This window comes from Comamonas sp. AG1104 (assembly GCF_003350425.1).
Taxonomy (GTDB): domain Bacteria; phylum Pseudomonadota; class Gammaproteobacteria; order Burkholderiales; family Burkholderiaceae_C; genus Comamonas; species Comamonas testosteroni.
In genome coordinates this window covers 524,275-549,684 of the sequence record NZ_QQAS01000003.1, presented here as the reverse complement: position 1 = coordinate 549,684, position 25,410 = coordinate 524,275, and the positions used below count along the sequence as shown (strand labels likewise).

Annotated in this window: 19 protein-coding genes; 9 read left to right on the top strand and 10 right to left on the bottom strand. The window is 63.4% G+C overall.

Translation table 11 applies throughout. The annotated features are described in order from the left end of the window. Positions 1–52: 52 nt before the first annotated feature. The 4 genes from DFO48_RS10975 (at position 53) to DFO48_RS10965 (ending at position 7,246) form a co-directional block, all read left to right on the top strand. Positions 53–3,175 (top strand): efflux RND transporter permease subunit, encoded by a 3,123-nt coding sequence (locus tag DFO48_RS10975; protein ID WP_114863393.1) that lies wholly within the window; start codon positions 53–55, stop codon positions 3,173–3,175. Positions 3,176–3,403: 228 nt separating this feature from the next. Further along, positions 3,404–3,577 carry a hypothetical protein gene (locus DFO48_RS25435; protein WP_199406980.1) on the top strand — a complete coding sequence of 58 codons (174 nt, stop codon included), beginning with the start codon at positions 3,404–3,406 and terminating at the stop codon, positions 3,575–3,577. A 27-nt stretch (positions 3,578–3,604) separates the two neighbouring features. Then, complete coding sequence (locus tag DFO48_RS10970; protein ID WP_114863392.1) at positions 3,605–5,839, top strand: phosphocholine-specific phospholipase C; 2,235 nt, start codon at positions 3,605–3,607, stop codon at positions 5,837–5,839. Positions 5,840–5,923: 84 nt separating this feature from the next. After that, entirely contained in the window at positions 5,924–7,246 is a 1,323-nt protein-coding gene (locus DFO48_RS10965; RefSeq protein WP_233506374.1) for a D-serine ammonia-lyase, read from the top strand. A 23-nt stretch (positions 7,247–7,269) separates the two neighbouring features. Here DFO48_RS10965 and DFO48_RS10960 read toward each other — a convergent pair whose 3' ends face one another. The 6 genes from DFO48_RS10960 to purU all read right to left on the bottom strand — a co-directional run bounded on the left by DFO48_RS10960 (position 7,270) and on the right by purU (position 15,319). After that, positions 7,270–8,532 (bottom strand): sorbosone dehydrogenase family protein, encoded by a 1,263-nt coding sequence (locus DFO48_RS10960; protein WP_114863390.1) that lies wholly within the window; start codon positions 8,530–8,532, stop codon positions 7,270–7,272. 14 nt (positions 8,533–8,546) lie between these two features. Then, a complete protein-coding gene (locus DFO48_RS10955; protein ID WP_114863389.1) occupies positions 8,547–10,094 on the bottom strand; it encodes an FAD-linked oxidase C-terminal domain-containing protein in 1,548 nt (515 codons plus the stop codon). A 138-nt stretch (positions 10,095–10,232) separates the two neighbouring features. Further along, positions 10,233–11,354, bottom strand: a complete 1,122-nt coding sequence (locus tag DFO48_RS10950; RefSeq protein WP_003073742.1) for an ABC transporter substrate-binding protein — start codon at positions 11,352–11,354, stop codon at positions 10,233–10,235. Positions 11,355–11,510: 156 nt separating this feature from the next. Then, on the bottom strand, positions 11,511–13,430 hold the full coding sequence (locus tag DFO48_RS10945) for a UvrD-helicase domain-containing protein (protein ID WP_114863388.1): 1,920 nt from the start codon (positions 13,428–13,430) through the stop codon (positions 11,511–11,513). Positions 13,431–13,543: 113 nt separating this feature from the next. Next, on the bottom strand, positions 13,544–14,446 hold the full coding sequence (locus tag DFO48_RS10940; protein ID WP_114863387.1) for a LysR substrate-binding domain-containing protein: 903 nt from the start codon (positions 14,444–14,446) through the stop codon (positions 13,544–13,546). A gap of 24 nt (positions 14,447–14,470) precedes the next feature. Further along, positions 14,471–15,319 (bottom strand): formyltetrahydrofolate deformylase, encoded by an 849-nt coding sequence (purU, locus tag DFO48_RS10935; RefSeq protein WP_003073733.1) that lies wholly within the window; start codon positions 15,317–15,319, stop codon positions 14,471–14,473. A 51-nt stretch (positions 15,320–15,370) separates the two neighbouring features. Between purU and DFO48_RS10930 the strand changes: the two genes are divergently transcribed. Continuing rightward, positions 15,371–18,073: a GGDEF and EAL domain-containing protein gene (locus DFO48_RS10930; RefSeq protein WP_114863386.1), complete on the top strand. Its 2,703-nt coding sequence runs from the start codon at positions 15,371–15,373 to the stop codon at positions 18,071–18,073. A gap of 25 nt (positions 18,074–18,098) precedes the next feature. On the opposite strand, the gene DFO48_RS10925 is transcribed toward DFO48_RS10930, so the two are convergent. Next, positions 18,099–19,004 (bottom strand): ChaN family lipoprotein, encoded by a 906-nt coding sequence (locus DFO48_RS10925; RefSeq protein ID WP_114863385.1) that lies wholly within the window; start codon positions 19,002–19,004, stop codon positions 18,099–18,101. A gap of 147 nt (positions 19,005–19,151) precedes the next feature. Between DFO48_RS10925 and DFO48_RS10920 the strand changes: the two genes are divergently transcribed. Next, complete coding sequence (locus DFO48_RS10920; RefSeq protein WP_114863384.1) at positions 19,152–20,252, top strand: AbrB family transcriptional regulator; 1,101 nt, start codon at positions 19,152–19,154, stop codon at positions 20,250–20,252. Between the two features lie 77 nt (positions 20,253–20,329). Next, positions 20,330–20,494 carry a hypothetical protein gene (locus tag DFO48_RS10915; protein ID WP_233506373.1) on the top strand — a complete coding sequence of 55 codons (165 nt, stop codon included), beginning with the start codon at positions 20,330–20,332 and terminating at the stop codon, positions 20,492–20,494. Between the two features lie 86 nt (positions 20,495–20,580). Here DFO48_RS10915 and DFO48_RS10910 read toward each other — a convergent pair whose 3' ends face one another. The 3 genes from DFO48_RS10910 to DFO48_RS10900 all read right to left on the bottom strand — a co-directional run bounded on the left by DFO48_RS10910 (position 20,581) and on the right by DFO48_RS10900 (position 23,142). After that, positions 20,581–20,880 carry a DUF3567 domain-containing protein gene (locus DFO48_RS10910; protein WP_003073714.1) on the bottom strand — a complete coding sequence of 100 codons (300 nt, stop codon included), beginning with the start codon at positions 20,878–20,880 and terminating at the stop codon, positions 20,581–20,583. Between the two features lie 284 nt (positions 20,881–21,164). Continuing rightward, entirely contained in the window at positions 21,165–21,923 is a 759-nt protein-coding gene (locus DFO48_RS10905; protein ID WP_370449569.1) for a DUF3108 domain-containing protein, read from the bottom strand. Positions 21,924–22,350: 427 nt separating this feature from the next. Further along, on the bottom strand, positions 22,351–23,142 hold the full coding sequence (locus tag DFO48_RS10900; RefSeq protein WP_114863381.1) for an IclR family transcriptional regulator: 792 nt from the start codon (positions 23,140–23,142) through the stop codon (positions 22,351–22,353). Positions 23,143–23,251: 109 nt separating this feature from the next. Here DFO48_RS10900 and DFO48_RS10895 point away from each other — a divergent pair, with 109 nt between their 5' ends. After that, positions 23,252–24,322 carry a fumarylacetoacetate hydrolase family protein gene (locus DFO48_RS10895; protein WP_114863380.1) on the top strand — a complete coding sequence of 357 codons (1,071 nt, stop codon included), beginning with the start codon at positions 23,252–23,254 and terminating at the stop codon, positions 24,320–24,322. A 24-nt stretch (positions 24,323–24,346) separates the two neighbouring features. Beyond that, positions 24,347–25,381: a TraB/GumN family protein gene (locus DFO48_RS10890; RefSeq protein ID WP_370449568.1), complete on the top strand. Its 1,035-nt coding sequence runs from the start codon at positions 24,347–24,349 to the stop codon at positions 25,379–25,381. The last annotated feature ends 29 nt before the right edge of the window (positions 25,382–25,410 follow it).

Genomic DNA, 25,410 nt, shown 5'->3' with positions numbered 1-25,410 from the left:
TGGTTTGGATTGCGCCAGTGTGACAGGGCAGATGAAGATATTTGGAGTTTGAATGTTTGAGCGCATCATCCGCTTTGCCATTGCCCAGCGCTGGCTGGTCATGCTGGCCACGCTGGCCCTGGTGGGCCTTGGCATCTACAACTACCAGCGCCTGCCCATCGATGCCGTGCCAGACATCACCAATGTGCAGGTGCAGATCAATACCTCGGCGCCCGGTTATTCGCCGCTGGAGACCGAGCAGCGCGTCACCTTTCCCATAGAGACCGTGATGGCCGGCCTGCCGGGGCTGGAGCAGACCCGCTCGCTGTCGCGCTACGGCCTGTCCCAGGTGACCGTGGTGTTCAAGGACGGCACGGACATCTACTTTGCACGCCAGTTGGTTAACGAGCGCATGCAGCAGGCGCGCGACGCCCTGCCGGCGGGCGTCGCGCCTGCGCTGGGGCCTATCTCCACGGGGCTGGGCGAGATCTATCTGTGGACCGTGGAGGCCGATGAGGGCGCCACCAAGCCTGACGGTTCGCCCTATACACCCATGGATCTGCGCGAGATCCAGGACTGGGTCATCAAGCCCCAGCTGCGCAATGTGGCGGGCGTGACCGAGATCAACTCCATTGGCGGCTTCGCCAAGGAATATCTGGTGGCGCCGCAGCCGCAAAAGCTGGCGGCCTATGGTTTCACGCTGGCCGACATCGTCGCGGCGCTGGAGCGCAACAACGCCAATGTGGGCGCCGGCTATATCGAGCGCCAGGGCGAGCAGTATCTGATCCGCGCACCGGGGCAGGTGGGGGGCATTGCCGATATTCGCGAAGTCATCGTGGGGTCGGCGCAAGGTCAGCCAATTCGCGTGCGCGATCTGGCCGATGTGGGCCTGGGCCGCGAGCTGCGCACGGGGGCTGCCACGGACAATGGTCGCGAAGTGGTGCTGGGTACGGTGTTCATGCTGATTGGCGAGAACAGCCGTGCAGTGGCGCAGGCCGTGCATGAGCGCATGCAGGTGATCAACAAAAGCCTGCCGCCCGGCGTGAAGGCCGTGACGGTGTACGACCGCACCAATCTGGTGGACAAAGCCATTGCCACGGTCAAGAAAAACCTGATCGAAGGCGCGGCGCTGGTCGTGGCGATTCTGTTCCTGTTCCTGGGCAATCTGCGGGCAGCGCTGATCACGGCGCTCATCATTCCGCTGTCCATGCTGTTCACCTTCACGGGCATGGTGCAGATGCGCGTCAGCGCCAACCTGATGAGCCTTGGGGCGCTGGACTTCGGCATCATCATTGACGGCGCGGTGGTGATTGTGGAGAACTGCGTGCGCCGTCTGGCCCATGCGCAGGCCGCAGCAGGCCGATCGTTGACCCGCAGCGAACGTTTCGAGGAAGTGTTTGCGGCAGCCAGGGAGGCACGGCGTCCGCTGCTGTTCGGTCAGCTCATCATCATGGTGGTCTATCTGCCCATTTTTGCGCTCACCGGTGTGGAAGGAAAGATGTTCCACCCCATGGCGCTGACGGTGGTGATCGCGCTGCTGGGTGCCATGCTGCTGTCGATCACCTTCATCCCTGCCGCGATTGCGCTGTTCATGGGCGACAAGGTGGCCGAGAAGGAAAACCGTCTGATGGAGTGGGCGCGCCGTGCCTATGCGCCGGTGCTGGACAAGGTCATGCGTGCACCTGCAGTGGTGTTGACGGCGGCCAGTGTCATCGTCGCCCTGAGTCTGTTGCTGGCTACGCGCATGGGCAGCGAGTTTGCGCCCAATCTCAATGAAGGTGACTTTGCGATCCAGGCGTTGCGCATACCGGGAACAAGCCTGACGCAGTCGGTGCAGATGCAGATGCAGATCGAGAGCGAGCTCAAAAAGCAGTTCCCTGAAATCGAGCGTGTGTTTGCGCGCACCGGCACGGCAGAGATCGCCTCCGATCCCATGCCGCCCAATATTTCGGACGGCTACATCATGCTCAAACCGCGTGAGCAATGGCCCGATCCGGCGCGCTCGCGTGACGATCTGCTGGCTGCCGTACAAGAGGCTGTGGAAAGGATTCCGGGCAGCAACTACGAGTTCTCGCAGCCGATTCAGCTGCGCTTCAATGAGCTGATCTCGGGCGTGCGCAGCGATGTGGCCGTCAAGATCTTCGGCGACGACATGGCTCAGCTGGAAAAGTCCGCGCAGGCCGTGGCCGCCATGCTGCAGAAGATTCCTGGCGCTTCCGAGGTCAAGGTCGAGCAGACCACGGGCCTGCCCATGCTCACGGTGCAGATCGACCGTGAAAAAGCCTCGCGCTACGGTCTGAACATGGGCGATGTGCAAGATGCCATCAGCACGGCATTCGGCGGGCGCGAGGCCGGCACGGTATTCGAGGGAGATCGACGTTTCGCCATCCAGGTGCGTCTGCCCGAGGCCATGCGCAGCGATGTGGACAGCATAGGCCGCCTGCCGATTGCGCTGCCGCGCGGCGGCGACGGGCGTCTGGGCTTTGTGCCGCTGTCATCGGTGGCGACGGTGGAGCTGGCACCAGGCCCCAATCAGGTCAGCCGCGAGGACGGCAAGCGCCGCATCGTGGTCAGCGCCAACGTGCGCGGGCGCGATATCGGCTCCTTCGTGGCACAGGCTCAGCAGGAACTCGAAGGCGTTGCGCTGCCTGCAGGTTACTGGACACGCTGGGGCGGAACCTTCGAGAACCTGGAGTCGGCCCGCCAGCGTCTGATGATCGTGGTGCCCGTGGCGCTGGTGCTGGTGTTCACGCTGTTGTTTGCCATGTTCGGCAATGTACGCGACGGTCTCATCGTCTTCACCGGCATTCCGTTTGCATTGACGGGCGGGATTGCGGCGCTGTGGCTGCGCGGAATTCCGCTGTCCATTTCGGCGGCCATCGGCTTTATCGCACTCTGCGGCGTGGCCGTGCTCAACGGCCTGGTGATGATTGCCTATATCCGTTCGCTGCGCGAGCAGGGCATGGGCGTTGAACAGGCCGTCACCGAAGGGGCGCTCACGCGCCTGCGTCCCGTGTTGATGACGGCTCTGGTGGCATCGCTGGGCTTTGTGCCCATGGCGATTGCCACGGGAACGGGGGCAGAGGTGCAAAGGCCGCTGGCCACGGTGGTGATTGGCGGCATTCTCTCGTCCACGGTGCTGACGCTGTTGGTGCTTCCGCTGCTGTACAGACTTGGTTACCAGAAGCGCCAGTAGCCGTGCAAGTGCCAGCGTTCTGACTGGCGTTTCGATGTTTTCTGCACAGGGCCGATGCAAATGCATCGGCCCTTTTTGCATGGCGCTTCGTGCCGGGCAAGGCTCGCGAATCTTGAGCGCTGGCTCGATGCGAGGAAACGTACTGAAACACGGACGTCATCGGGATGACACGAGCTTTGCCTAGATTCTTGCCGGTCGAAACCTGTCGACATCCAAGCGAAAGACTCCATGCAAAACAAGCGTTTGATCAAGGCGCTGGCGCTCGTGTGCCTGACGGCCGCCACACTGGCCGCCTGTGGTGGCAGCGATGACAGCCCGCCTGCCCCGACGACCCCCACCAATCCCACCAATCCCACGAACCCCACCGAGCCGGCCAAGCCGGAGATGCGCTGTGCTCCCTGAGCGCAGTGACAGACAAGACGCCCTACCATGATTTCGCGACGCAATCTTTTGCAGGCCGGCAAGAACGCCGCCTTTTCCGCTGCCGCACTGGCCGCCTTTCCTCCCAGCATCCGCCGTGCGCTGGCCATTCCCGCCAACAATGCCACGGGCACGGTCATGGATGTGCAGCATGTGGTGATCCTGATGCAGGAAAACCGCTCCTTCGATCAGTACTTCGGCACGCTCAAGGGGGTGCGCGGCTTTGGCGACCGGATGACGATTCCCATGCCCAACGGCCGCAAGGTCTGGCAGCAGGAGCGTACCAACGGCACGGTCATCACGCCTTACCATCTGGACGGAACGGCCAACAATGCGCAGCGCGTTTCCGGCACTCCCCATTCCTGGCTGGACAGTCAGCAGGCCTGGGACAACGGCCGCATGTCGCGCTGGCCAGTGGCCAAGACGGACACCTCCATGGGCTATTTCAAGGAGCAGGAGCTGCCCTACCAGTTCGCGCTGGCCAATGCCTTCACGATCTGCGATGCCTACCACTGCGCCATGCACACCGGCACCGACGCCAATCGGTCATTTCACATGACAGGCACCAACGGTGCCATACCGCAGAACGTGGCCTTCGTGAATAACGAGTGGGATGCCATCAACGGCGTGCCCAGCGATGCCAACACCGGCTACACATGGAAGACCTATGCCGAGCGGCTGCAGGAAGCCGGGGTGAGCTGGATCAGCTACCAGAACATGCCCGACGAGTGGGGCGACAACATGCTGGGGGCGTTCCAGAACTTTCGCCGGGCGAATCTGGCCTCCGGCTTTCCTGTCTCCAGCGGCGGTGCACCCAATGCGCCGTATACCAACACCGGCCAGGCCTTGCCCTATCACGCCTATGATGCGGCCAGCGACAACGCTGCCAATCCGCTGTACAAAGGCGTTGCCAACACCTTGCCCGGCAACAAGCCTGAGGAATACCTGGACGCCTTCAAGCGCGATATCCGCGAAGGCAAGCTGCCGCAGGTGTCCTGGGTCAATGCACCGTCCATCTATTGCGAGCACCCCGGCCCATCAAGCCCTGTGCAGGGCGCCTGGTTTTTGCAGGAGGTGCTGGACGCGCTGACGGCCAATCCCGAGGTCTGGAGCAAGACCGTGCTGCTGGTCAACTTCGATGAGAACGACGGCTACTTCGACCATATGCCTTCGCCCTCGGCGCCATCGCAGAACGCCGACAAGACCTATGCAGGCAAGACCACGCTGCCGCAAGCCGATCTGCAGGCCGAGTACTTCACGCATGGCGCACCGGCGGGCAGCCGCAGCCAGCCGGCCCCCGATGGCCGTGTCTATGGTCCCGGGCCGCGCGTTCCGCTGTATGTGATCTCGCCCTGGAGTCGTGGTGGCTGGGTCAACTCGCAGGTGTTCGACCATACGTCGGTGCTGCGTTTTCTGGAGGCTCGCTTTGGCGTGCAGGAGCCCAATATCAGCCCGTTCCGTCGTGCGGTATGTGGAGATCTTCTGAGCACCTTCAACTTCAAGACTCCGAACAACGAGACACTGCCCGTGCTGGCCGGGAGATCCACACGCGGTGTCGCCGACCAGCTGCGTGCCGATCAGCAAAAGCTGCCTGCAGTGCCGGTGCCGCGCGACATGCAACTGCCTTTGCAGGCAGTCGGTACGCGTCCGTCGCGCGCCTTGCCCTACGAGCTGCACACCAGTGCGCGCTGTCAGGCCAACAGCCAGGTGGAGCTGGTGTTTGCCAACACCGGAACGCAGGCGGCCGTCTTCCATGTCTACGACCGCTACAAGCTCGATCGCACGCCACGCCGCTATATGGTGGAAGCGGGCAAGACGCTGTCCGATACCTGGGATGCCGTGCGTGACAACTTCGGCAAGTACGACCTCTGGGTGCTGGGCCCCAACGGTTTTCACCGCCACTTCAAGGGCGACCTGAATCGCCTGGGCAGTACAAATGCCGCCCCCGAGGTGCGTGTCTGCTACGACATCGCCAATGGCAACGTCTACGTGGATCTGATGAACAAGGGCGCTCAGGCTGCAGTGTTCACCATCACGCCCATGGCCTACCTGAGCGACGGTCCATGGACGGTTAGCGTTGCCGCCGCCGCCAGCGCCGAAAGGCATTGGGAGCTGAAGGCCAGCGGCCAGTGGTATGACTTTGCCGTGACCTGCAACAGCGATCCGGCGTACTACCGGCGCTTTGCCGGTCGCGTGGAAACCGGTCAGCACACGATCAGCGACCCTGCCATGGGCGAGGTATAGCGACCATGCTGCGCTTTTGCGGACCTGTCTGGCATGCACCATTGGCCCTAATATGGCGCTCTTGTATGACGATGGATGCCCGCCATGACTTTCTTCGCACTGCGCGACCTTGTTGAAGACCTGCGTGATGCCCGGCCCACGCTATGGGCCGGGCGCAGCGAAGGGGCTCGTTCCACACACGCTATAGACGCAGTCGAGGTTCAGCAGGCTGTACAGCGTTTTGAACGCTTTGCACCCTTGCTGGCGCGGCTGTTTCCAGAGCTGCAGGCGTCTGGCGGACGTATTGAGTCGGCGCTGTTGCCCGTGCCGCAGATGCAGCAGGCTTTGCAGCTGCCCGAGCAACTGGGCCGGCTGTGGCTCAAGGCCGATCACAGCCTGCCAGTAGCGGGCTCCATCAAGGCGCGCGGTGGCGTGCATGAGGTGCTGGAGTATGCGGAGCAGATCGCTTTGCAGCATGGCCTGCTGGCCGATGGCGACTATCTGCAGCTGGCCTGCGATGCTGCGCGTGCGATGTTCGCCCGGTATCAGGTGGCGGTAGGCTCCACCGGCAATCTGGGCCTGTCGATTGGCGTCATGGCTTCGGGCCTGGGCTTCAAGGCGACGGTCCATATGTCTGCCGATGCCAAAGAGTGGAAAAAGCAGCGCCTGCGAGCCCGTGGCGTGCAGGTGGTGGAGCATGCCGGTGACTATGCCCAGGCCGTTGCTGCAGGCCGCGAGCTGGCCGACCAGGATGCGCACTGTCACTTTGTGGATGACGAGCATTCGCTTTCGCTGCTGCTTGGCTATGCGGCGGCGGCTCCGCACTTGGTCGCGCAACTTGCAGAGAACAAGATTGCTGTGGATGAAACGCATCCTTTGTTTGTCTATATTCCCTGCGGCGTGGGGGGCGCACCCGGTGGCGTGGCGCTGGGTCTGCAGCAGGCGTTCGGGCCGCATGTGCATTGTTTTTTTGCCGAGCCCGTGCAGTCGCCCTGCTTCATGGTGGAGATGCTGGCCGGTGCTGCAGCGCTGCCTGGTCTGGAAGCCCATCCTTCGGTCTATGAGCTGGGCCTGAACAACCAGACCGAGGCCGATGGCCTGGCCGTGCCGCGTGCATCGGAGCTGGCTGCCGACGTGGTGCGCGGATTTCTCGGCGGAGTTTTCACGGTGGAGGACGAAACCCTGTTTCGCCATCTTTACCTGCTGAAGGATAGAGAGGGGCTGCAGATCGAGCCATCGGCGGCAGCGGGATTTGGCGGTCCGCGCGCCCTGCTGGAAAGTGCTGCGGGTCAGGACTATCTGCAGCGCCAGAAGCTGCTGCCGCACATGGCAAGCGCCACACATATCGTCTGGACCACGGGAGGCCTGTTTGTCCCCGACGAGGAGTACGCGAGGTTTCTGGCGCGCGGGCGCGATCTGTCGAACTGAGCGCCTTGCCCGGGTTAGCTGGGTTACTTGGGTCTTGGCGCCGTGCCCGCTTCACTCATCAGCATTAGCAGGCTGCGGTTGAAGTCCTCCACCACCAGCAGGCGGCCTGCATGATCGATGTCCATGCCCGTGGGGCGGCCGCCGGGGCGCAGTCCGTGCCTGGCATCCCAGTTGCTCAGCCATTGAATGGGCTTGCCTGAGGGGCGGCCCTTGCCATCACGCGCAAAGCCCACGATGCGTTGACCGTCTGCGCGCTGGCCGTGCCAGGCCACCAGCAATTGCCCGCCAAACGCGCTGCCCGCAGGCGTGGCCAGCATTTGCAGCGGAGCCACATGGGCGGGCCAGAGCATATGCGGCGCCTCGGTCCTGCTGCAGTCAAAGCGCTTTTCATAGCCTTGTGCGTTCTGGCGTGCGCCTATGCAGTAAGGCCAACCGTAGTCGGCACCGGCGCGCAGCAGGTTGAGCTCTTCCGGCGGCTGTTTGGGGTCGCGGTAGTCGATATTGTTTTCGCCTTGCCAGACGGTGCCAGCCGCTGGGCCGTCAGGCATCACGGCCAGCGCCATGGAGTTGCGCAGGCCGCTGGCAAAGGGTTTGAATTCCTTGACGGGCTGCTTGCCAGCCTGCAGCACCAGGCGCCAGACGGCAGCGCGCGGCATGGCCGTGCTGCGCTCGGGGCAGGGCACGGGTTGCTTCTGGTCTTCACCCCGGCAGGCATCGGTGGCCGATCCCATATTGACGTAGAGGCTGCCGTCCGGCGCAAACGCCAGCTCCTTGAGCAGATGGGCGCCGTCGGCCGGCAGGCCGCTGGCAAGCATCTCGGGCTGAGGTGGCTGTCCGAGTGCAGGCACCGCAGCGCGCCATATCTTGTCGGCCTCGCCGATATAGATTTTGCCGTCAGGTCCGCGCACCATGCCCGAAGGATAGTTGAGCTTGCTCAGCAGCACCCGGGCTTCCACGGCCTTGGCCGTGGTGTTGGCATTGGCGGGAGTCGCCGCGTCTGGCGGTAGGCGCAGCTCGATCAGCTGGCCCACCTGGGGCATCCAGTTGCCCATGTCCAGCACCCAGATACGGCCAGGCGCAATTTCCAGCACGCGACGCGGAAAGCGCAGGCCATGGGCGTCGTCGGCTATCAGCCCTACGCAGGTGCCTGAGGGGCTGGTGATGGCCAGGCGCGGATAGATACCGCATTTGCCAGTGGAGGCATAGCCGCGCGCATGCGCACCTGGGCTGGCAGCCATGAGCAGCAGCGCAGACAGACTCAGAATCAACCGGTATTTGCGCTGCATGGCTCTCCTGGAGGTTAAAAGCGCGGCAGATCGGGATGGGCAATCTGTCCGCCGCGCACCAGCATCTTGCCGTACTCGGCGCAGCGGTTGAGCGTGGGAATCACCTTGCCGGGGTTGAGCAGCGATTGCGGATCAAACGCCGCCTTGAGCGCGAACATCTGGGCGTTCTCGGCCGTGGTGAACTGGGTGCACATGCTGTTGAGCTTCTCCACTCCGACACCATGCTCTCCCGTCACCGTGCCGCCCATGGCAACGCTGGTTTCCAGAATGTCGGCGCCGAACAGCTCGCAGCGGTGCAGTTCGTCGGGGTTGTTGGCATCGAACAGGATCAAAGGATGCAGATTGCCGTCGCCAGCGTGGAACACATTGGCGCAGCGCAGCTGGTATTTCTTCTCCATCTCCTGAATCGCCAGCAGGATGTCGGCCAGACGCTTGCGTGGAATGGTGGAGTCCATGCACATGTAATCGGGGCTGATGCGGCCGCTGGCGGGGAAGGCGTTCTTGCGCCCGCTCCAGAAGCGCAGACGCTCTTCCTCGCTTTCGCTGACGGTGATGGCCGTGGCGCCGGCGTGGCGCAGAACTTCGCTCATGCGGGCGATTTCTTCCTCGACCTCCTCGGGCGTGCCGTCGCTCTCGCACAGCAAGATGGCTTCAGCCGTGAGGTCGTAGCCGGCACGCACAAAGTCTTCCACGGCAGCCGTCATGGGCTTGTCCATCATTTCCAGCCCGGCCGGAATGATGCCGGCCGCGATCACCGCAGCCACTGCGTCGCCAGCTTTGCGCACATCGTCGAAGCTGGCCATGATGCAGCGCGCCAGCTGGGGCTTGGGCACGAGCTTGACCGTGACCTCGGTCACCACGGCCAGCATGCCCTCGCTGCCTATCATGATGGCCAGCAAGTCCAGGCCGGGGGTGTCGAGTGCATCCGAGCCGAATTCGACGGGATCGCCTTCGATGCTGAAGCCCTTGACCTTGAGCACGTTGTGCACCGTGAGTCCGTACTTGAGGCAGTGCACGCCGCCCGAGTTCTCGGCCACGTTGCCGCCGATGGTGCAGGCGATCTGGCTGCTGGGGTCGGGCGCATAGTACAGACCGTAAGGTGCAGCGGCTTCGCTGATGGCGAGGTTGCGCACGCCGCACTGCACCAGGGCTGTACGGCTGTAGGCATCGACCTTGAGAATCTTGTTGAATTTGGCCAGCGACAGCGTCACGCCCATGGGGTGAGGCATGGCGCCGCCCGAAAGTCCGGTGCCCGCGCCGCGCGCAATGACGGGGGCCGCTATGGCATGGCAGGCCTTGAGCACGGCCTGCACCTGTGCATAAGTCTCGGGCAGGCAGACCAGCAGCGGGCGCTGGCGGTAGGCCGTCAGTCCGTCGCATTCATAGGGTGTGGTGTCTTCGCTCTGATAGAGCAGGGCATGCGCCGGCACATGGGGGCGCAGTGCTGCCAGCACCTCGGCCTGGCGCCTGGCGCGCTCGGACGGCTCGGGCAGGTGATGCGCGGCGTTGGCCGCCGTGCTGGAGGTGGCGACGAGATCGGTGAATGTGCTGGCGGACGTCATGCCTGCAAATGTAGGGGATGCGCCCGCGCCTTGGTGTGAGCTTTATTGCAAAGCTGCTTGAAATGCTTTGCGATGACAGTTATGAATGCTTTAGAAATAAGAGCATCAACCGATTTGTGGGTAAGCGATTGAGTCGATTTATTCTCTGAAATGGCCGCTTGCATCAATCATGGTCAACCCCACATAGCTGGAGCCGGTGCGAGGCGGTGTGAAGCGCAGATGCATGGTGCCGTAGCGAATCTCGCCCATGGCGTCGAGGGCGGTCAGCAGGCCCGCTCGATTGCTTGTGGGCGCAGCTTTACGCAGCGCATCCAGCAGGGTTCGGGTGTTGAGAAAGACTTCCAGGCCCAGATAGGAGGCAGGCGGCATGCCGCTGTGGCCGAGGAGCTGCTGGTAGTCCTTGATGGCCGGAACCGCACCCTTCCAGGGACTGGGCACCAGGGTGGTGAAGGCGATGCCGCGCGTATAAGGGCCCAGCCCTTGCACCACGGCACGGTTGGCCTGGGCGGCCAGGTTGTAGAACGGTACCGTGACATGAGTCTGTCTGGCCATGGTGATCAGACCTATGGTGGCGGGGGCGCCCGCCAGCACGATGACGCCTTGGAGATCGGGCAGGGCGGCCAGCTGCCTGGCCAGGTCCGGGGTGTTGCTACCCGATGCTTCCACTGCCAGCGTGATGACGGGTTTGAGGTCCTTGGCGGCAAAGGCGGTCAGGGCAATTTGCAGGCTGTCTTTGCCGAAGCCGTCGTTCTGGTGAACGATGGCGATCCGCCGCAGACCTATGGTCTGCATCTGCTGCAGCATAGCCGCGATTTCAGCCTGGGTGCTGGCGCGCAGCGGATAGACGAAACGGCCCGGCTGCTGGCGCATGCTGCCGGCTCCGGCAATCACGCCCACCAGGGCCGTCTGGCCTTGCTGAACCTCGGGTTGCATGGCTGTGCAACTGGCAGTTCCCCAGCAATTGAGCAGGGCCAGGGCTCCTTCCTGGATCAGCTGACGTGCATTGCCGGCGGCGCGCTGTGGCTCGTAGCCATCATCCAGCACCTTGAGTGTCAAAGCTTTGCCGCCCAGGCCTCCCTGCTTGTTGAATGCCTCCACCTGCGCCTGCATGATGCTCAGGCCTTCCTTGCCGGCCTCGGCCTGCGAGCCTGACAGCGGCAAGCTGGCGCCTATGGTGAGGTTGTTCTCCTGCGCATGCAGGGTCAGGCTGGCGGTGATGCCGGTGGCCAGCAGCCAGGCGCAGCGCAATGGGGTTTGCATGGGTCTCCTCCTCGTTGTTGTGAGTCCATGGTGAAAGGGCTGCAACAAGGGTGGGAGAGGGCAACTGTGGCTATGTCGGCTGCGGGCGACGTTATGGTGTTTTGACCCGCTTATGAGATACGGGCTTGATCTGCATCGCCCCATGGCCTTGCGCCGTCATCTGCTTTCCAGCATCCACAGGCGCTTGCTGGCACGGGTCATGGCGACGTAGAGCATGTTGCGTTGTGGGTCGTTCGCGTTGGGCGAGAAGTGCCCGGGATTGACGAAGGGTACGGCCACATACTCGTATTCATGGCCTTTGCTGCGTTCTACCGTGAGCAGTTGCAAGCTGGGTTTTTCATGGCGCTGATGCTGCGCGATGCTCGACTGGACCATGAGGCTGAGGCGGCCAAGGAATTCATCGACGGAAAGCCCGGTGCAGATGCGCGACAGCGCCTGCAGGCTGGCCAGACACTGGCGCAGTTCGTCCTGGCTGATGGGGGCCTGGGCAAAGAACTGTCGCAACAGAGGGTGCCGGAGCAACTGGCCGGCATCGGCGCACTGGTCGGCGGGCAGGGCCAGCAACCGGGCGCATGGGGAGTCCGGTGCGATGTAGGCGGCGAGGAAGCGGCGCATGGCGGCTTGCTGTCCCATGAGTTCGGCGGCAATGCGCAGCGTGTCGGACTCCGGCGGGGCGTCGCCCAGTGCAGTCATGTCGAACAGGCCGTTGGCCAGCAGATCCCGGTCGGGCGGGCTGGCATGGCGCACGTAACGCATCAGGCCTTTGGCTGCGCTGTTCAGAATACCTTGCGAGAGCAGCGCGCCGCCGCTGCAGCCCTGCATGGCCCACAGCATGGCCAGCACCAGGGCGATTTCGCGGCGCTGGTAGAAGCGCTGCATGCCTTTGCAGGCATAGTGCACGCCCTCGTGGGCGAACAGCCATTCAAGCAGTACCGAATCTTCGGGCGAATGCAGGATGACACGCAGCACGGCTGGCGGGTCCTGCGGTTTGCGGGGCAGGTGTGCCACAGCGGTATGAATATCCAGCAATTGCCGGGCGCAGTCCTCGTCATCGCCATGGCGATGTTCGAACCAGGCCGAGGCGTTGCGGTAGTGGGCGTCGAACTCCACGCCGAAGAGCCGGTTCAGTTCCTTGCAGATGACGGGGCCGAAGCGATAGGTCGTGTTGAGCGTGGCCTGGCCGGTGTCCGCGGGCAGCTCCTGCAGTATGCGCTGGGCGCTGTCGCCAAAGATGGAGGAGGCGCCCGGCAGGATGTGCTGGTTGAAGTCGCCGACACCGATGAAGCGCCCATTGCCGCGCGCCAGATGGCGCAGCACCAGCAGCGCGGCCTCGTCCAGGTCCTGCAGTTCGTCGAACAGCACGGCTTCGAAGCGACCCTGCAGCAGAGGGAAATCGGCATCGAAGTCCAGTGCGGCCAGCTGGCAGGCCAGCGCATAGGTGCAGTCGCCGGGTGCATAGAACAGCGGCTCCTGGGTGGGACCCGCGCGCAGCCGCTCATAGCTGCGCAACAGTCGGTACAGGCCGTAGTCCAGGGCGTTGTCTCGGCAATATGCCAGCGCGCCGAGGCCGCTGTCGTCGATGTCGAGTTCCAACATGCACTGCTTGGCCTGGGCCTCGAAAGCGAGGAAGGCACTGATGTCCAGAGGCCGGGCGAAGTAGTCCGCCAGCTCGGGTATGTCGAGCTCGGCATGCCGCTCGGCCTCTTGCGACAGCGCTTCATGCGCCTGCTGGATGAGCAAATTCTTCTCCAGGCCGGAGGAGAGCATGGGTACAGGGTCCCCCTGCTCTTCGAGTATCCGCGTGCAAAACTGCTCCAGAGTGAGCAGATGCAGGCCTTCGAGACGCACGGTGCAGAGGCGGTCCAGGCGAGCCTGAATGGCCTTGATGCCGGCCTCCGAGTAGGCCAGCATCAGCACGTTGCGTGCGCCCTGGGTTCGGATCAGGTCGGCGGCCTTGATGGCCAGCGTGGTCGTCTTTCCCGTGCCGGCCAAGGCGCGGATGAGCAGCGAAGACGCTTCGCTGTTGAGTGCCTGGTTCTGGTCAAGGCCGGGGTAAAGCCTGGGCTGCAGGTTCATGCCGTGAGTGCTCCATCTTCGTTATCCATCGAGCAGCCCGTGCAACGAGCTGCTCGTCGGGCCAGGGGCGGCGAGCAAGAGCTGCGCCACAGCGAAGCCGCTGGGGTTGCAGCTCAGCCCATTGCCTTGCGTAGCCACTCAGCGAAGGCAGCGCATTCCCAGCGGTCCATGATGCCGGTCTTCCAGCACAGGTAGTGGGCATGCGGGCTGGGTGCATCGACATCGAAAAGGCGTACCAGCGTTCCGTTTTCCAGCCAGGGGGCGCCGAGCTTGTGACGTACCAGGGCTACGCCCATGCTGGCCGATGCGGCGTCGCACATCAGACCGATATCGTTGAACTGCGAGCCTTCGTTGGGCTCGGCCATGTCGAGGCCGGTGGCGGCGAACCAGGTGCGCCAGGGCTCCAGCGGGCTGCGCAGCAGCGGCATGCCTTCCAGGTCTTCAGGGCGCTCGAACGGGCCATGTTCGCGGATGAAGCTGGGCGAGGCCAGCGGCGTGACCGTGTCGCGGGCCAGCTCGATGTGCTCCACATCGGCATAGTGGCCGGCGCCGAAGCGAACCATCAGGTCGGCATCCTCGCCGATCACGTCCAGCAGCGGAATCGATACCTGCAGCGCAATGTCGATCTCCGGATAGGCCTCGGTGAACTGGCGCAGGCGCGGGATCAGGATCACGCGTGCAAAAGTGGGGGTGACGGCCAGCTTCAGGCGTCTGCGCCCAGGCGAGGCCGATGCTCCTGGAAAGCGTTGCAAGGCGCCCAGGCCTTCACGCACATGGGCCAGATAGGAGCTGCCGTCCGTGGTCAGCGAGAAATCCGTGCGGCCGAACAGCCGCGCGCCCAGAATCTGCTCCAGCTGCTTGACCCGGTGGCTGACGGCGCTGGGCGTGACGCACAGCTCCTCCGCCGTCAACGTGACCGAGCGCAGCCGCGCCAGAGCCTCGAAGGTGAGCAGGCACTGTATCGGCGGAATCCGCCTGGCCGTAATGCTGTTCAAGGTGCCGGGGCTGCGGGTCATATGATCAATCCCAAGCCCAGGGATTTAGCGGAACACCACGGTCTTGTGACCGTTGAGAATGACGCGGCGCTCGCTATGCCACTTCACGGCCCGGGCCAGAACCTGGCTCTCGGTGTCGCGGCCGCGGGCCGTCAGGTCTTCCACGGTGTCGGTGTGGTCGGCGCGTGCCACGTCCTGCTCGATGATCGGGCCCTCGTCGAGGTCGGCCGTCACATAGTGGGCGGTGGCGCCGATCAGCTTCACGCCGCGGTCATGCGCCTGGTAGTAGGGCTTGGCGCCCTTGAAGCTGGGCAGGAAGCTGTGGTGGATATTGATGGCGCGGCCGGCCAGCTTTTTGCACAGGTCGTTGGACAGCACCTGCATGTAGCGCGCCAGCACCACCAGCTCGGCGCCTTCTTCCTCAATGATCTCGTACTGGCGCTCTTCGGCCTGGGCCTTGGTCGCGGCAGTCACGGGAATGTGATGGAAGGGGATGTTGTAGCTGGCCGCCAGTTGATAGAACTCGCGGTGGTTGCTGATGATGGCCTTGATCTCGATAGGCAGCAGGCCCGACTTCCAGCGGAACAGCAGATCGTTGAGGCAGTGGCCTTCCTTGCTGACCATGATGACGGTCTTGATGCGCTCGGCCTTGGAGTGCAAACTCCACTGCATTTGATATTGATCAGCTAATTCGGCAACGGATGCCTTTAGAGCGGCGGCGTCTTTGCCATCGCAGGCAAACTGCACGCGCATGAAGAACAGGCCGGTCACCGGGTCGTTGTACTGCGCTGCTTCTTCAATATTGCCGCCTTGTTCAAGCAAGAATCCGGAAACGGCATGCACCAGGCCCAGTCGGTCTGGGCAGGATAAAGTCAAAATATAGGCTTGGGTCATAGCTCGGCAATTGTCGCAGCAAGGCGAGGACCCTGCGGACAAAGGAAATTCATGAAAAGCGAGGAGGGGCATTCTGCGCTCACACCCTGGGTGATTGTCACCCTCTATTTGTGCGTGGGGATGCTTTGGTTGGGGGCGCAGGCGGGCGTGCTCGGCTATTTTGATGTATCGCTGAATCGACAGTCGCTGCGTTGGCAGATAGGCCTGTTCATTGTTTGGTTGCTGGCGACAGCGCTGGTTGCACTTTGGTTCATGCAGCGCAAGGCGCGCGCCGACCAGCGTGGCCGGGAGACGGCGCAGGAGCTGGAGTTGGTGGTGCGTCACGCACCGGCCGGAATGGCTCGCGTGCATGTGGGCGGGGCAGAGATTGTCTGGGCCAATGCCAAGCTGGCGGGTTGGCTGGGCCGCAGCGTGGAGTCGCTGCGCGGTCAGGATTTTCGCGTTCTGGTGCCGGTGAATGACCAGGACGAGGTTGCTCTGCAGCTGCAGCGCCTGCTGGACGGCAGCACTGATTACTTCCAGGTGCTGCGTCAATGCGTGCATGCCGGCACCGGCAAGGTTACGCCCGTGCTGTGCACAACCAGTCGCGTGGCGGCATCGGGTGTGGATGGGCCGGTGGCCCTGGTCTGCGTGTTGCAGGATCTCAGCGAGATGGTGAGCGCGCGCAATGCCATGGTGCGCAGCGAGACCATGTTGCGCCTGGCGCTGGAGGGCAGCGGCAATGGCGTGTGGGAATGGGATGCGCTGGAGCAGCGGCTGAACTTCTCCACGGGCATGAGCGCCTTGCTGCGCTACCAGGGCCAGGATCTGGCTCGCGAGTTCGATTTCCAACAGCGCCTGCATCCCGAAGATGCCGCAGGCGCGCGCGCCCAGGCCCTGCAGGCGCTGGAGCAGGGAAGCATGCTGGTGCTGACGGCACGTCTGCTGTGCTTTGACGGTCTGTATCGCTGGTTCCGCGCACGCGGCCAGGCCTACAAGGATGAGAGCGGACGCCTGATACGGATCTCGGGCCTGCTCTCCGACCAGACTGCGAGTCGTGAGGCCGATGAGCGCAGCCGTCTGGCCTCCACGGTGGTGGACAACACCATCGAGGGCGTGGTGGTAACCGATGCACACAGCCGGATTCTCTCGGTCAACCACGCCTTCACGCAACTGCTGGGCTTCAGCGAAGCGGAAATGCTGGGCAAGACGCCGCGCATGTTCAAGTCCGGCCGACATGACAAGGCTTTCTATGACGCCATGTGGGCCAGCATGCATGCCACAGGGCACTGGCAAGGCGAAATCTGGAATCGGCGCAAGAATGGAGAGGTCTTTCCCGAGCGCATGTCGCTGAGTGCGGTCAAGGATGCCAACGACAAGGTCACGCATTACGTCTGCATGTTCACCGATATCTCGGCCGAGAAGGCGCGCGAGCAGCAGCTGGAGTTTCTGGCCCATCGCGACACCTTGACCGGTCTGCCCAACCGCTCTCAGTTCACGCGCATGCTGGGTGAGGCGGTGGAGCTGAGTCAGAGCACCAACCGTCGCATGGCCGTGTTGCTGTTCAATATCGACCGCTTCAAGGACGTGAACGACAGCTATGGCCACTCCATCGGCGACGAGGTGCTCAGGCATGTGGCTGTGCAGATGCAGGGTGCTTTGCGGCACGGCGACATCATTGGCCGCCTGGCGGGCGATGAAATCTGCGTGGTGGCGCAATCTATTTGCGGTCGTGACAGCGCGGTGGACGTGGCCGAGCGCCTGATGGCCGCCGCCGGCCAGCCCTGGACCACGCCAGACGGGCTGTCTGTTGTGGTGAGTGTCAGTGCCGGTATCTGTCTGTATCCCGACCATGCACTGACGGCCGACGATCTGTTGCAGGGCGCCCATGCGGCGGTGTATGGGGCCAAGGCCAGGGGCTCCAATGCCTGGTGCTTCTTCCATGAAAACATGACCCAGGCCGCCCGCGAGCGCCTGGCGCTGGAGGCGCGCCTGCGCCGTGCGCTGGAGCTGGGCCATATGCGTCTGTATTACCAGCCACAGATTGAGCTGGCGACGGGACGCCTGATGGGGGCTGAAGCCCTGTTGCGCTGGCTGGACCCAGAGGAAGGCCTGATCTCGCCGGCCCGTTTCATTCCCGTGGCGGAAAACTCGGGCGTCATCGGCCCGCTGGGTCTGTGGGTGCTGGGTGAGGCCTGCCGTCAGGGCCAGCAATGGCGTGCTGCGGGCCTGCCTGATCTGACGATTGCGGTCAATGTCTCGCTGCATCAGTTTTTGCTGACCGATATTGCCGGTGCCACGGCCGATGCGCTCAACAAGTCGGGTTTTCCGGCCAGCTTGCTGGAGCTGGAGATCACCGAAAGTGCACTGGCCGAAAAGCCCGAAGAGGCGCTGGCCGTGCTCAACCGCCTGCGCGAACTGGGCCTGCGCCTGGCCATTGATGACTTTGGCACCGGCTATTCCTCACTGGCGCACCTCAAGCGCTTTCCGCTTGATCTGCTCAAGATCGACCAAGGCTTTATCCGCGACATTCCGCACAGCGCGGACGACATGACCATCAGCAGCTCGGTCATTGCCCTGGGTCATGCCATGGGTCTGAAGGTCCTGGCCGAAGGCGTGGAAACCCAGGAGCAGCTGACGTTCTTGCAGCAAAAAGGCTGTGACTACTTTCAGGGCTATTTCTGCAGCCGGCCCTTGCCGGCCGAAGACTTCACGCGCCTGCTGGAAAAGACGCGTGAGGGGCAGCCGCTGGTGTCTGTCGCAACCGTGGACTGAGGATCGCCAGCGCTGCATCAGCCTGTCAAGGCTTGGGCGCTGGTTTGTTTTTCCATTGTTCGCGCAGTTGCTGGCATTGGTCTTCGGAGGCATTGCCTTCCAGCGTCAGCTGCTTGTCTGCTTTCATCGTGATAGCAGCCTGAGCCTTGTCTGATTGGGCTATCGCCACTTTTTGCTTGAAGTCGCCAGGTAGCCAGGTCGGCACGCCGATATCGCTGCGCACATGACCACGGCCCGCCACCAGCAGCACGCTTTTGCCGGGCTGGCCCAGCTCGCGCACCGCTGTTTCAGTCACCCCGGCCATGGCTTCGTCGCGGGCCAGCTGAATGCGGGCCATGGGTGCGAACTGCGATTCGGGCAGCAGGCCGCAGTGGCCGTCCTTGATGGCATCGAGCTGCAGCTGCCAGCCCGCAGCCGGCAGATGTGCGTCGTAGCGGGACTCGCCCATGGCCTGCTTCATCCGGGGGCGCGGCAGATTGCCGCCGAGCACGGGCACGCCGGCTTTCACGGCAGCCATCACCACCGGACCATAGTCCTGCCAGGGCCAGCCGCCCGGGCCGCCGCCCTGAGCCCATTGAAGAGCGGTCTTCACCTCCTCGTCGCTGGCCGATGCGGGAAGGCCCCGGGTGCTGCCGCCTGCAGGGGCCATCTCGACCACCAGGGCTGCGAGCCTGTCTTGCGCTGCCAGGTGGCGCACGGTAGAGGCTTCCCACTGGTGATGGGCGATCTGGTCATGCTGCTCGCCGAGCAGAATGATCGGTGTTCCGGCCCATTGGCCCAGTGTCCGCTGCCATTCTGTGTCGGAGGTCAACCGAGCGCTTTGATGGGCACAGCCGCCCAGCAGCAGGGCGCCGGCAAGAGCCGTCATGGCCGAAGGATTGAAACGATTGAAGCGCTGGCGCGGCTGCGCCGCAGAAATGAAAGTCCACATATGAGCTGATTGCGTTCGTCTGAGACGGGGCATGGCTTCGTAGCTGTAGATTTCGTACCGGCTTTGCCCACCGAGTTTTACCGCGATACTGCGGGGCATTGCCCCTGTCGCGCGTCCATTGTCGTGCCTTGCCGGATTCCCGTGCACATGTCCGTATTGCTTCCCCCCGCGTTTCTGGCCCGTGTGGCCGCTACCCTGCTGCTGGCCTGGTTGGCCGCCCAGCTCTGTCTGATGCTGCATACGCCGCTGCCGTGGATGCTGGGGCCGCTGATTTCGATCTCCCTGCTATCGATTGGTGGAGCGCCCACCCAAAGCTGGGCCAGGTTGCGTGATCTGGGGCAGTGGACGATAGGCGGCGCACTGGGCCTGTATTTCACGCCTGCCGTGACCGAGCTGGTGGCAGGCCTGTGGTGGGCGATTGCGCTGGCCATTGCCTGGGCCTTGCTGCTGGGCTGGGTCTTCGGGCGCTGGCTGTATCGCGTGCAGGCGGCCTCCATGCTGGCGCAGCCGGGCATGGACAAAGAGCGCCTGCGCGCCACGACCTATTTCTCGGGTGCGATAGGCGCGGCCTCGGAGATGACGCTGCTTGCAGAGCGTGAGCATGCACGCACCGATCTGGTTGCTGCGGCGCATAGCCTGCGGCTGGTGATAGTCACGGTAAGCATTCCTTTTGCCTTGCAATGGGCCGGGCTGCAGGGAGACCCCGATCTGACGCTGCCCAGCGTGCGCAATGTGCAATGGCCGGGCTTTGCCTGGCTGGCGCTGGCCACTGGCGCGGGGGCACTGCTGATGCTCAAGCTCAGGCGTGCCAACCCCTGGTTTCTCGGCGCGCTGGCCGTATCCATGGGCCTGACCATGGCAGGCCTGGAGCTGTCCGCTGTGCCGCAATGGTTGATGAATGCCGCCCAGCTGGTGATCGGCGTCAGCCTGGGAGTACGCTTTCGACGTGAATTCCTGCACACGGCTCCGCGCTGGCTGGTCATGGTGGCGCTGGGTACCGTGGGCTTGATGGCAGTCTGCGCGGGCTTTGCCTGGCTCCTGCACGGTGCCACAGGCCTGCCCTGGGTGACCTTGCTGCTGGGCACATCGCCGGGCGGCATTACCGAGATGGCCATCACCGCCAAGGTACTGCAACTGGGCGTTCCCGTGGTCACGGCCTTCCAGGTCTGCCGGCTGATTGCCGTACTGCTGCTGGTGGCGCCGCTGTACCGGTGGCTGAACAGAGCGCTGCCGGGGACGAGGCCATGATCCGCGGCAGGCGAAATCCCTGGAAGCCGATCCTGATTATCAGCGCCTGCGTCGGCTTTGTAGTGGCCGGACTTCTGATGTGGATGGCCTGGGAGCACAACCCTCAGTGCGAGATTCACTGCGCAGAGCAGGGCATTGACTGGGGCTACTGGCTGGTGCTGGGGGCGGGAGGGGGGCTGCTGGGCTTTTTTGGCTGCATGCTGCCTGCCGGCGTGTTGATGCTGCTTTGCAGAAAGCCATAGCGGATCGCGCTTTTCCGACAGGCACTTCAGCGTGTTCCCAGACATCAAAAAAGCCACTCGAAAGAGTGGCTTTTTTGCGGGGGTGTTCAGTGAATGATGACCGGCTGCTGGGCCAGGCCCGTGTAGGTGTCGAGAATTTCCTCCACCTCTTCCTCGGTGGGGGCGTCCTGCTGCCAGGCGAGGATCTGCTTCTGGAACATTTCGGCCCAGGAGCCATCCAGATACACCTCCTTGCCCGAGCGCTTGTCCACGATCTCGAAGCCGTGGCGGGGCAGTTGATGGGCTTGCTCGGTCTCGGCCTTGGCTTTGCCTGCCGGAGCGTCTGCTTCCATATCGGGACGCAGATGGAGCACCGCAAAGGATTCAGAGTCGTAAAGCATTTGCATGGTGTTCCTCCTTTCACTTCCGTTATGAGCATGCCTGCCATGGATATGGCGACAGGGTGCCGCATTTCAAGGTGGAAATGCCTGCTCTTGGCACTTGGGCACAGTATTCCATGGATTTGACATGGTTGTGGGCAACCGGCTTTCCCGATCTGTAGTAGGCAAGTCCTTGAACGGCGCGACAGCGTTCAGCCCGAGCCGATGCAGGCTGCAGGCCTTGGCTGGGAGGCGAGTAAGCGCTTTGGGTGCGGTGGTCCCGGGGTTTACGCCAGGGTGCAGCATGGAGGCTATTGCGGCGTGGGCAGATATTTCTTGAGCTGCAGATCGACAAAGTCGTCTTGTCCCTGGGTGAGCTTGATGCGCACGGGCAGGTATTGCATGGACGGTGCCAGCCAGACCGAGCCGTGCTGGTCGCTGCTGCTTTTGCCGGGCAGCTTGTCCAGGCGCAGCGCCATGACACTGCCAAACGGCAGCTCCAGCGCCTCGCTGGCACCCACGCGGAACTGCCAGCGCACGGCCGAGCGTGCGCTGCTGGTGGTCAGCTCTATCAGTGTGCCTGGCGGATATTTTTCGGGGGCGGCAGCCATCAGGGCCGAGAGCTGCAGAAACACGCTGAGGCGGTCCTGCACGCCATCGCCAATGGCCGCATCGGGCTGGCCGCCGCTGTAGTGCGCCTTGCCGCTGGCCACGTCAAAGGCGGCGGACTGGGTTTTGCGCCCTTTGTCGCTGAAGTTGAGCGGCTGCAGGCCCTTGGGCGTGATCAGCCCCTCGCTGGTCTGGGCGCGCTCGCCCAGCAAGAACATGCTGATCGACTGCCTGGCCTGGTAATACTGGCCGTCATGCTGCCACTGCAGCTGTGCGCCGGCCGAGTATTGAAAACCCTTGACCTGACCCGAGGCATTGAACTCCAGCGTGGCGGAGTTAGGCAGCGTCACGGGCAGCACCGTGCCGGGCGGCAGCGGGGGTGTGCCTGCGGGGGTGACCCGGATGGGGCGGGCCGTGTCCGCACCATTGGCTTCGGGTGGCTCAGCCTCCGCTTCTGGCATCGGAGTGGCAGCAGGCTCTGGTGCTGGGGGCGGCGAAGGTGCTTCTGTTTCTGGAGCTGAATGCGCTTGTTGGTTCTGCTCCGAAGGCTGATTTTGGTCAAGTTCTGGCTCCGCCGGAGCAGGGCTTGGAGCGGGTGTAGGGGCTGGAGCACGCGGCTTGGGAGCCGGTCGGGGCTTTGGCGGCGATGGTGGCGATTTTGGGGGCGGCGGCGGAGCAGGCGGTGGTGGGGCAGGCGGCGCCTGAAGCATGCGTGTCTCCATCACAATCTGGGCGTCGACGGCCTTGTCTGGCTGACTCAGCTCGGGCAGCCCCCAGAGCAGCAGCCCATGGGCTGCCAGCACTACGCCGGTGACGGGTAGCAGTACTTTGCGTGTCTGGCTTGCCTGAAGGGTGCGGCCCATGAGCGTGACTTGGAGAGTACGGATGTCAGTGTGACTGGTCTGCGCGCCAGCCCAGATCGCTGGACAGCTGGCGGGCAGCAGCCTGCAGCGGCGCGTCAATGGCTCCACCATATTCGGGGTCGAAAGTCGCCAGCGAGCCCAGGGTCATGAGCCCCAGCACGATATGACCGGACGCGTCGAAGACCGGCACGCAAAAAGCCACTATGCCCGGCAGCACGGTGTCGACCACGCGGGCCGTGCCGCGCGCCCTGACTTCGGCCAGCATGTTCGCAACTGCCTCTTCGGTCTGGGGCAGGTCCTGGCGTCTGGCCTTGCGCGCACGCTCGATCTCGGGCTCCAGCAACGCGGCCGTCGCCTCGCGCGGCAGCCAGGCACCGAAGCAGCGCCCCGTTGCTGATGCCAGCATGGGCATGACGTCTCCCAGGCGCAGATTGGCGGTGACGGATTGCGCCGACTCCTCCCAATGCACGATGGTCGGGCCATGGTTGCCCCAGACGGCGATGGCCAGCGTGTGGTTGAGGGACTCAAGCAGTGCCGGAATGCGTTCACGCGCCAGACGCACCGGGTCGAGGCGGGCCAGCGAGGCCAGGCCGATCTTGAGCGCCGCAGGACCCAGGTCGTAGCGCGAATTGCGCTCGTCCTGCGTCACCAGTCCGATGCGCTGAAAGCTCACCAGATAGCGGTGAGCCTTGGCGGCACTCATGCCGGCGGCGGCGGCGACATCCTTGAGCATCAGCGGTCCGCTGGCCTGTGCCAGCGCCTCGACGAGGGAGAAACCCACTTCGACCGACTGAATCCCTGCGCGTTCCTTTTCCATTGCAATAGAATCGTGTTTTGTTTAGTTAAATCAATTTAACCAATCGTAATTTTGGCTAGCGTTGTCAGGCATTGTGCCAGCACCGCTGCCGTGAGCAGAGGGACAGAGAATGAAACTGGCAACCTACAAGGATGGCTCGCGCGACGGGCAACTGGTCGTGGTCTCGCGCGACCTGAGCCAGGCCTGCTATGCCACCGGCATTGCCAATCGCATGCAGCAGGTGCTGGACGACTGGAGCTATATGGCCCCCCAGCTGCAGGATCTGTCGCACGAGCTCAATCACGGCAAGGCCCGCCACGCGTTTCCATTCGATCCCCAGCGATGCATGGCACCGCTGCCGCGAGCTTATCAGTGGGCCGATGGCTCGGCCTATATCAACCATGTGGAGCTGGTACGCAAGGCGCGCAATGCCGAGGTGCCGGCCAACTTCTACACCGATCCGCTGATGTACCAGGGCGGCAGTGATGACTTCATCGGCCCCTGCGACGATGTGATCGTGCCCAGCACGGCCATGGGCATCGATTTCGAGGCAGAGATCGCCGTCGTTACCGGCGACGTGCCAATGGGCACGGATGCCAGGGATGCACTCGACGGCATCCGTCTCGTCATGCTGGCCAATGACGTGAGCCTGCGCAATCTGATTCCCGGCGAACTGGCCAAGGGCTTCGGTTTCTTCCAGAGCAAGCCCGCCACCGCCTTCAGCCCCGTGGCCGTGACACTGGACGAGCTGGGCGATGCCTGGAAGAGCGGCCGTCTGCATCTGACGCTGCAGAGCACCTGGAACGGCCGCAAGGTCGGCATGTGCGATGCGGGCGAGGAGATGACTTTTCACTTCGGCCAGCTGATCGCCCATATCGCCAAGACCCGCAATGTACGTGCCGGCTCCATCGTGGGCAGCGGCACGGTGAGCAACAAGGGTGTGGAGACCGGCAGCGGCAAGAACAAGCGCACGGAATGGCCCAAGGGCTATAGCTGCATCGCCGAAAAGCGCTGCATAGAGACCATTCAGGACGGCGCGCCCAAGACCGAGTTCATGCAGTTTGGCGACACCATTCGCATCGAGATGAAGGGCAAGGACGGCCAGAGCATCTTCGGCGCCATCGACCAGAACATTGCGCCGCCCGGCGGCAGCAAGGATGACTTGCCCGAAGCTCAGCCTGTGGATAGCTCTGAAGACTAAGCCCTCGTTGCCGCCGTCATGCTCATGCCAAGTCTTAATCTCTCGCGCTGGATCTTGCCTCTGAAGGCCGTGCCGGCCATGGCGCTCGCTTTGTTGACGGGCCTGTCCATGGCGGCAGAGCCGGCAGCCGAACCTGCTGGCAGTTGCCCGCCGTCGTTCAGCCCGCCAACGCCGGCCGAAGTGCAGGCCATGGCCCCCCAGATGCAGGACAGAGGCCTGCTCTGGCGCGTGCAGGACGGCGAGCGCACCAGCTGGCTTTACGGCACTTTGCATGTGGGCAAGCGGGAGTGGATCTTGCCCGGCCGCACCATCTTGCGTGCCATGGTTGCGACGGATTTGCTGGCGCTGGAGCTCGATGTGCTGAATCCGCAGGTCATGCAGCAATTGATCGAAGGCTTCCAGGCTCGTGTCGACGCCCCTGCGCTGCCCGCAGAGCTTGAGGCCAGGCTGGCGCAGCAGCGAAAGCAGGCCTGTGCCGAGCATCTGAGCACGCAACGTCCGGACGCCCAGCTGTTGGGGCTGCTCAGTCAACTAGGCCGCAGGTATGGGCTGATGGCCGAGTTTGGCGCCGATCTGCAACTGGCAAGCCTGGCCGGTGCCATGCACAAGCCTGTGCTGGGGCTGGAGTCGGCGCAGACCCAGCTTGAGGAGCTGCTTTCCGACGACCCTCTCGAGGTCCAGGAGAGCGTGCGTGAGGGGCTGGAGCAGCTCGAAGATCCCAAGTCCCCGCAAATCCTGCAGCAGCTGGCGAATATCTGGGCCAGCGGCAATGAAAGACAGCTGGAGAACTATGCCGATTGGTGTGACTGCATAAAGACCGAGCGTGACCGGCTTAAATACGCGCGCCTGATGGAGGGACGCAATCCAGGCATGGCGCAAGGCATCGCGAACCAGTTCAAACAGGGCAAGACGGTGTTTGCTGCCGTAGGCGCGCTGCATATGGTCGGGCCCATGGGCCTGCCCGAGCTGCTGCGGCAAAAAGGCTATCAGGTCGAGCGCGTGAGCTTCAAACTGCCACCCATACAGAAATCGGAGTCAAAACCGATTAAAACCGAATAGAGACAAGCGCAAGCTGCTATCAATTCTAA

Coding starts and splice junctions, on each gene's coding strand:
- DFO48_RS10975 (WP_114863393.1), top strand. CDS start 53: ATGTTTGAGCGCATCATCCGCTTTGCCATTGCCCAGCGCTGGCTGGTC.
- DFO48_RS25435 (WP_199406980.1), top strand. CDS start 3,404: ATGCAAAACAAGCGTTTGATCAAGGCGCTGGCGCTCGTGTGCCTGACG.
- DFO48_RS10970 (WP_114863392.1), top strand. CDS start 3,605: ATGATTTCGCGACGCAATCTTTTGCAGGCCGGCAAGAACGCCGCCTTT.
- DFO48_RS10965 (WP_233506374.1), top strand. CDS start 5,924: ATGACTTTCTTCGCACTGCGCGACCTTGTTGAAGACCTGCGTGATGCC.
- DFO48_RS10960 (WP_114863390.1), bottom strand. CDS start 8,532: ATGCAGCGCAAATACCGGTTGATTCTGAGTCTGTCTGCGCTGCTGCTC.
- DFO48_RS10955 (WP_114863389.1), bottom strand. CDS start 10,094: ATGACGTCCGCCAGCACATTCACCGATCTCGTCGCCACCTCCAGCACG.
- DFO48_RS10950 (WP_003073742.1), bottom strand. CDS start 11,354: ATGCAAACCCCATTGCGCTGCGCCTGGCTGCTGGCCACCGGCATCACC.
- DFO48_RS10945 (WP_114863388.1), bottom strand. CDS start 13,430: ATGAACCTGCAGCCCAGGCTTTACCCCGGCCTTGACCAGAACCAGGCA.
- DFO48_RS10940 (WP_114863387.1), bottom strand. CDS start 14,446: ATGACCCGCAGCCCCGGCACCTTGAACAGCATTACGGCCAGGCGGATT.
- purU (WP_003073733.1), bottom strand. CDS start 15,319: ATGACCCAAGCCTATATTTTGACTTTATCCTGCCCAGACCGACTGGGC.
- DFO48_RS10930 (WP_114863386.1), top strand. CDS start 15,371: ATGAAAAGCGAGGAGGGGCATTCTGCGCTCACACCCTGGGTGATTGTC.
- DFO48_RS10925 (WP_114863385.1), bottom strand. CDS start 19,004: ATGTGGACTTTCATTTCTGCGGCGCAGCCGCGCCAGCGCTTCAATCGT.
- DFO48_RS10920 (WP_114863384.1), top strand. CDS start 19,152: ATGTCCGTATTGCTTCCCCCCGCGTTTCTGGCCCGTGTGGCCGCTACC.
- DFO48_RS10915 (WP_233506373.1), top strand. CDS start 20,330: ATGTGGATGGCCTGGGAGCACAACCCTCAGTGCGAGATTCACTGCGCA.
- DFO48_RS10910 (WP_003073714.1), bottom strand. CDS start 20,880: ATGCAAATGCTTTACGACTCTGAATCCTTTGCGGTGCTCCATCTGCGT.
- DFO48_RS10905 (WP_370449569.1), bottom strand. CDS start 21,923: ATGCCAGAAGCGGAGGCTGAGCCACCCGAAGCCAATGGTGCGGACACG.
- DFO48_RS10900 (WP_114863381.1), bottom strand. CDS start 23,142: ATGGAAAAGGAACGCGCAGGGATTCAGTCGGTCGAAGTGGGTTTCTCC.
- DFO48_RS10895 (WP_114863380.1), top strand. CDS start 23,252: ATGAAACTGGCAACCTACAAGGATGGCTCGCGCGACGGGCAACTGGTC.
- DFO48_RS10890 (WP_370449568.1), top strand. CDS start 24,347: ATGCCAAGTCTTAATCTCTCGCGCTGGATCTTGCCTCTGAAGGCCGTG.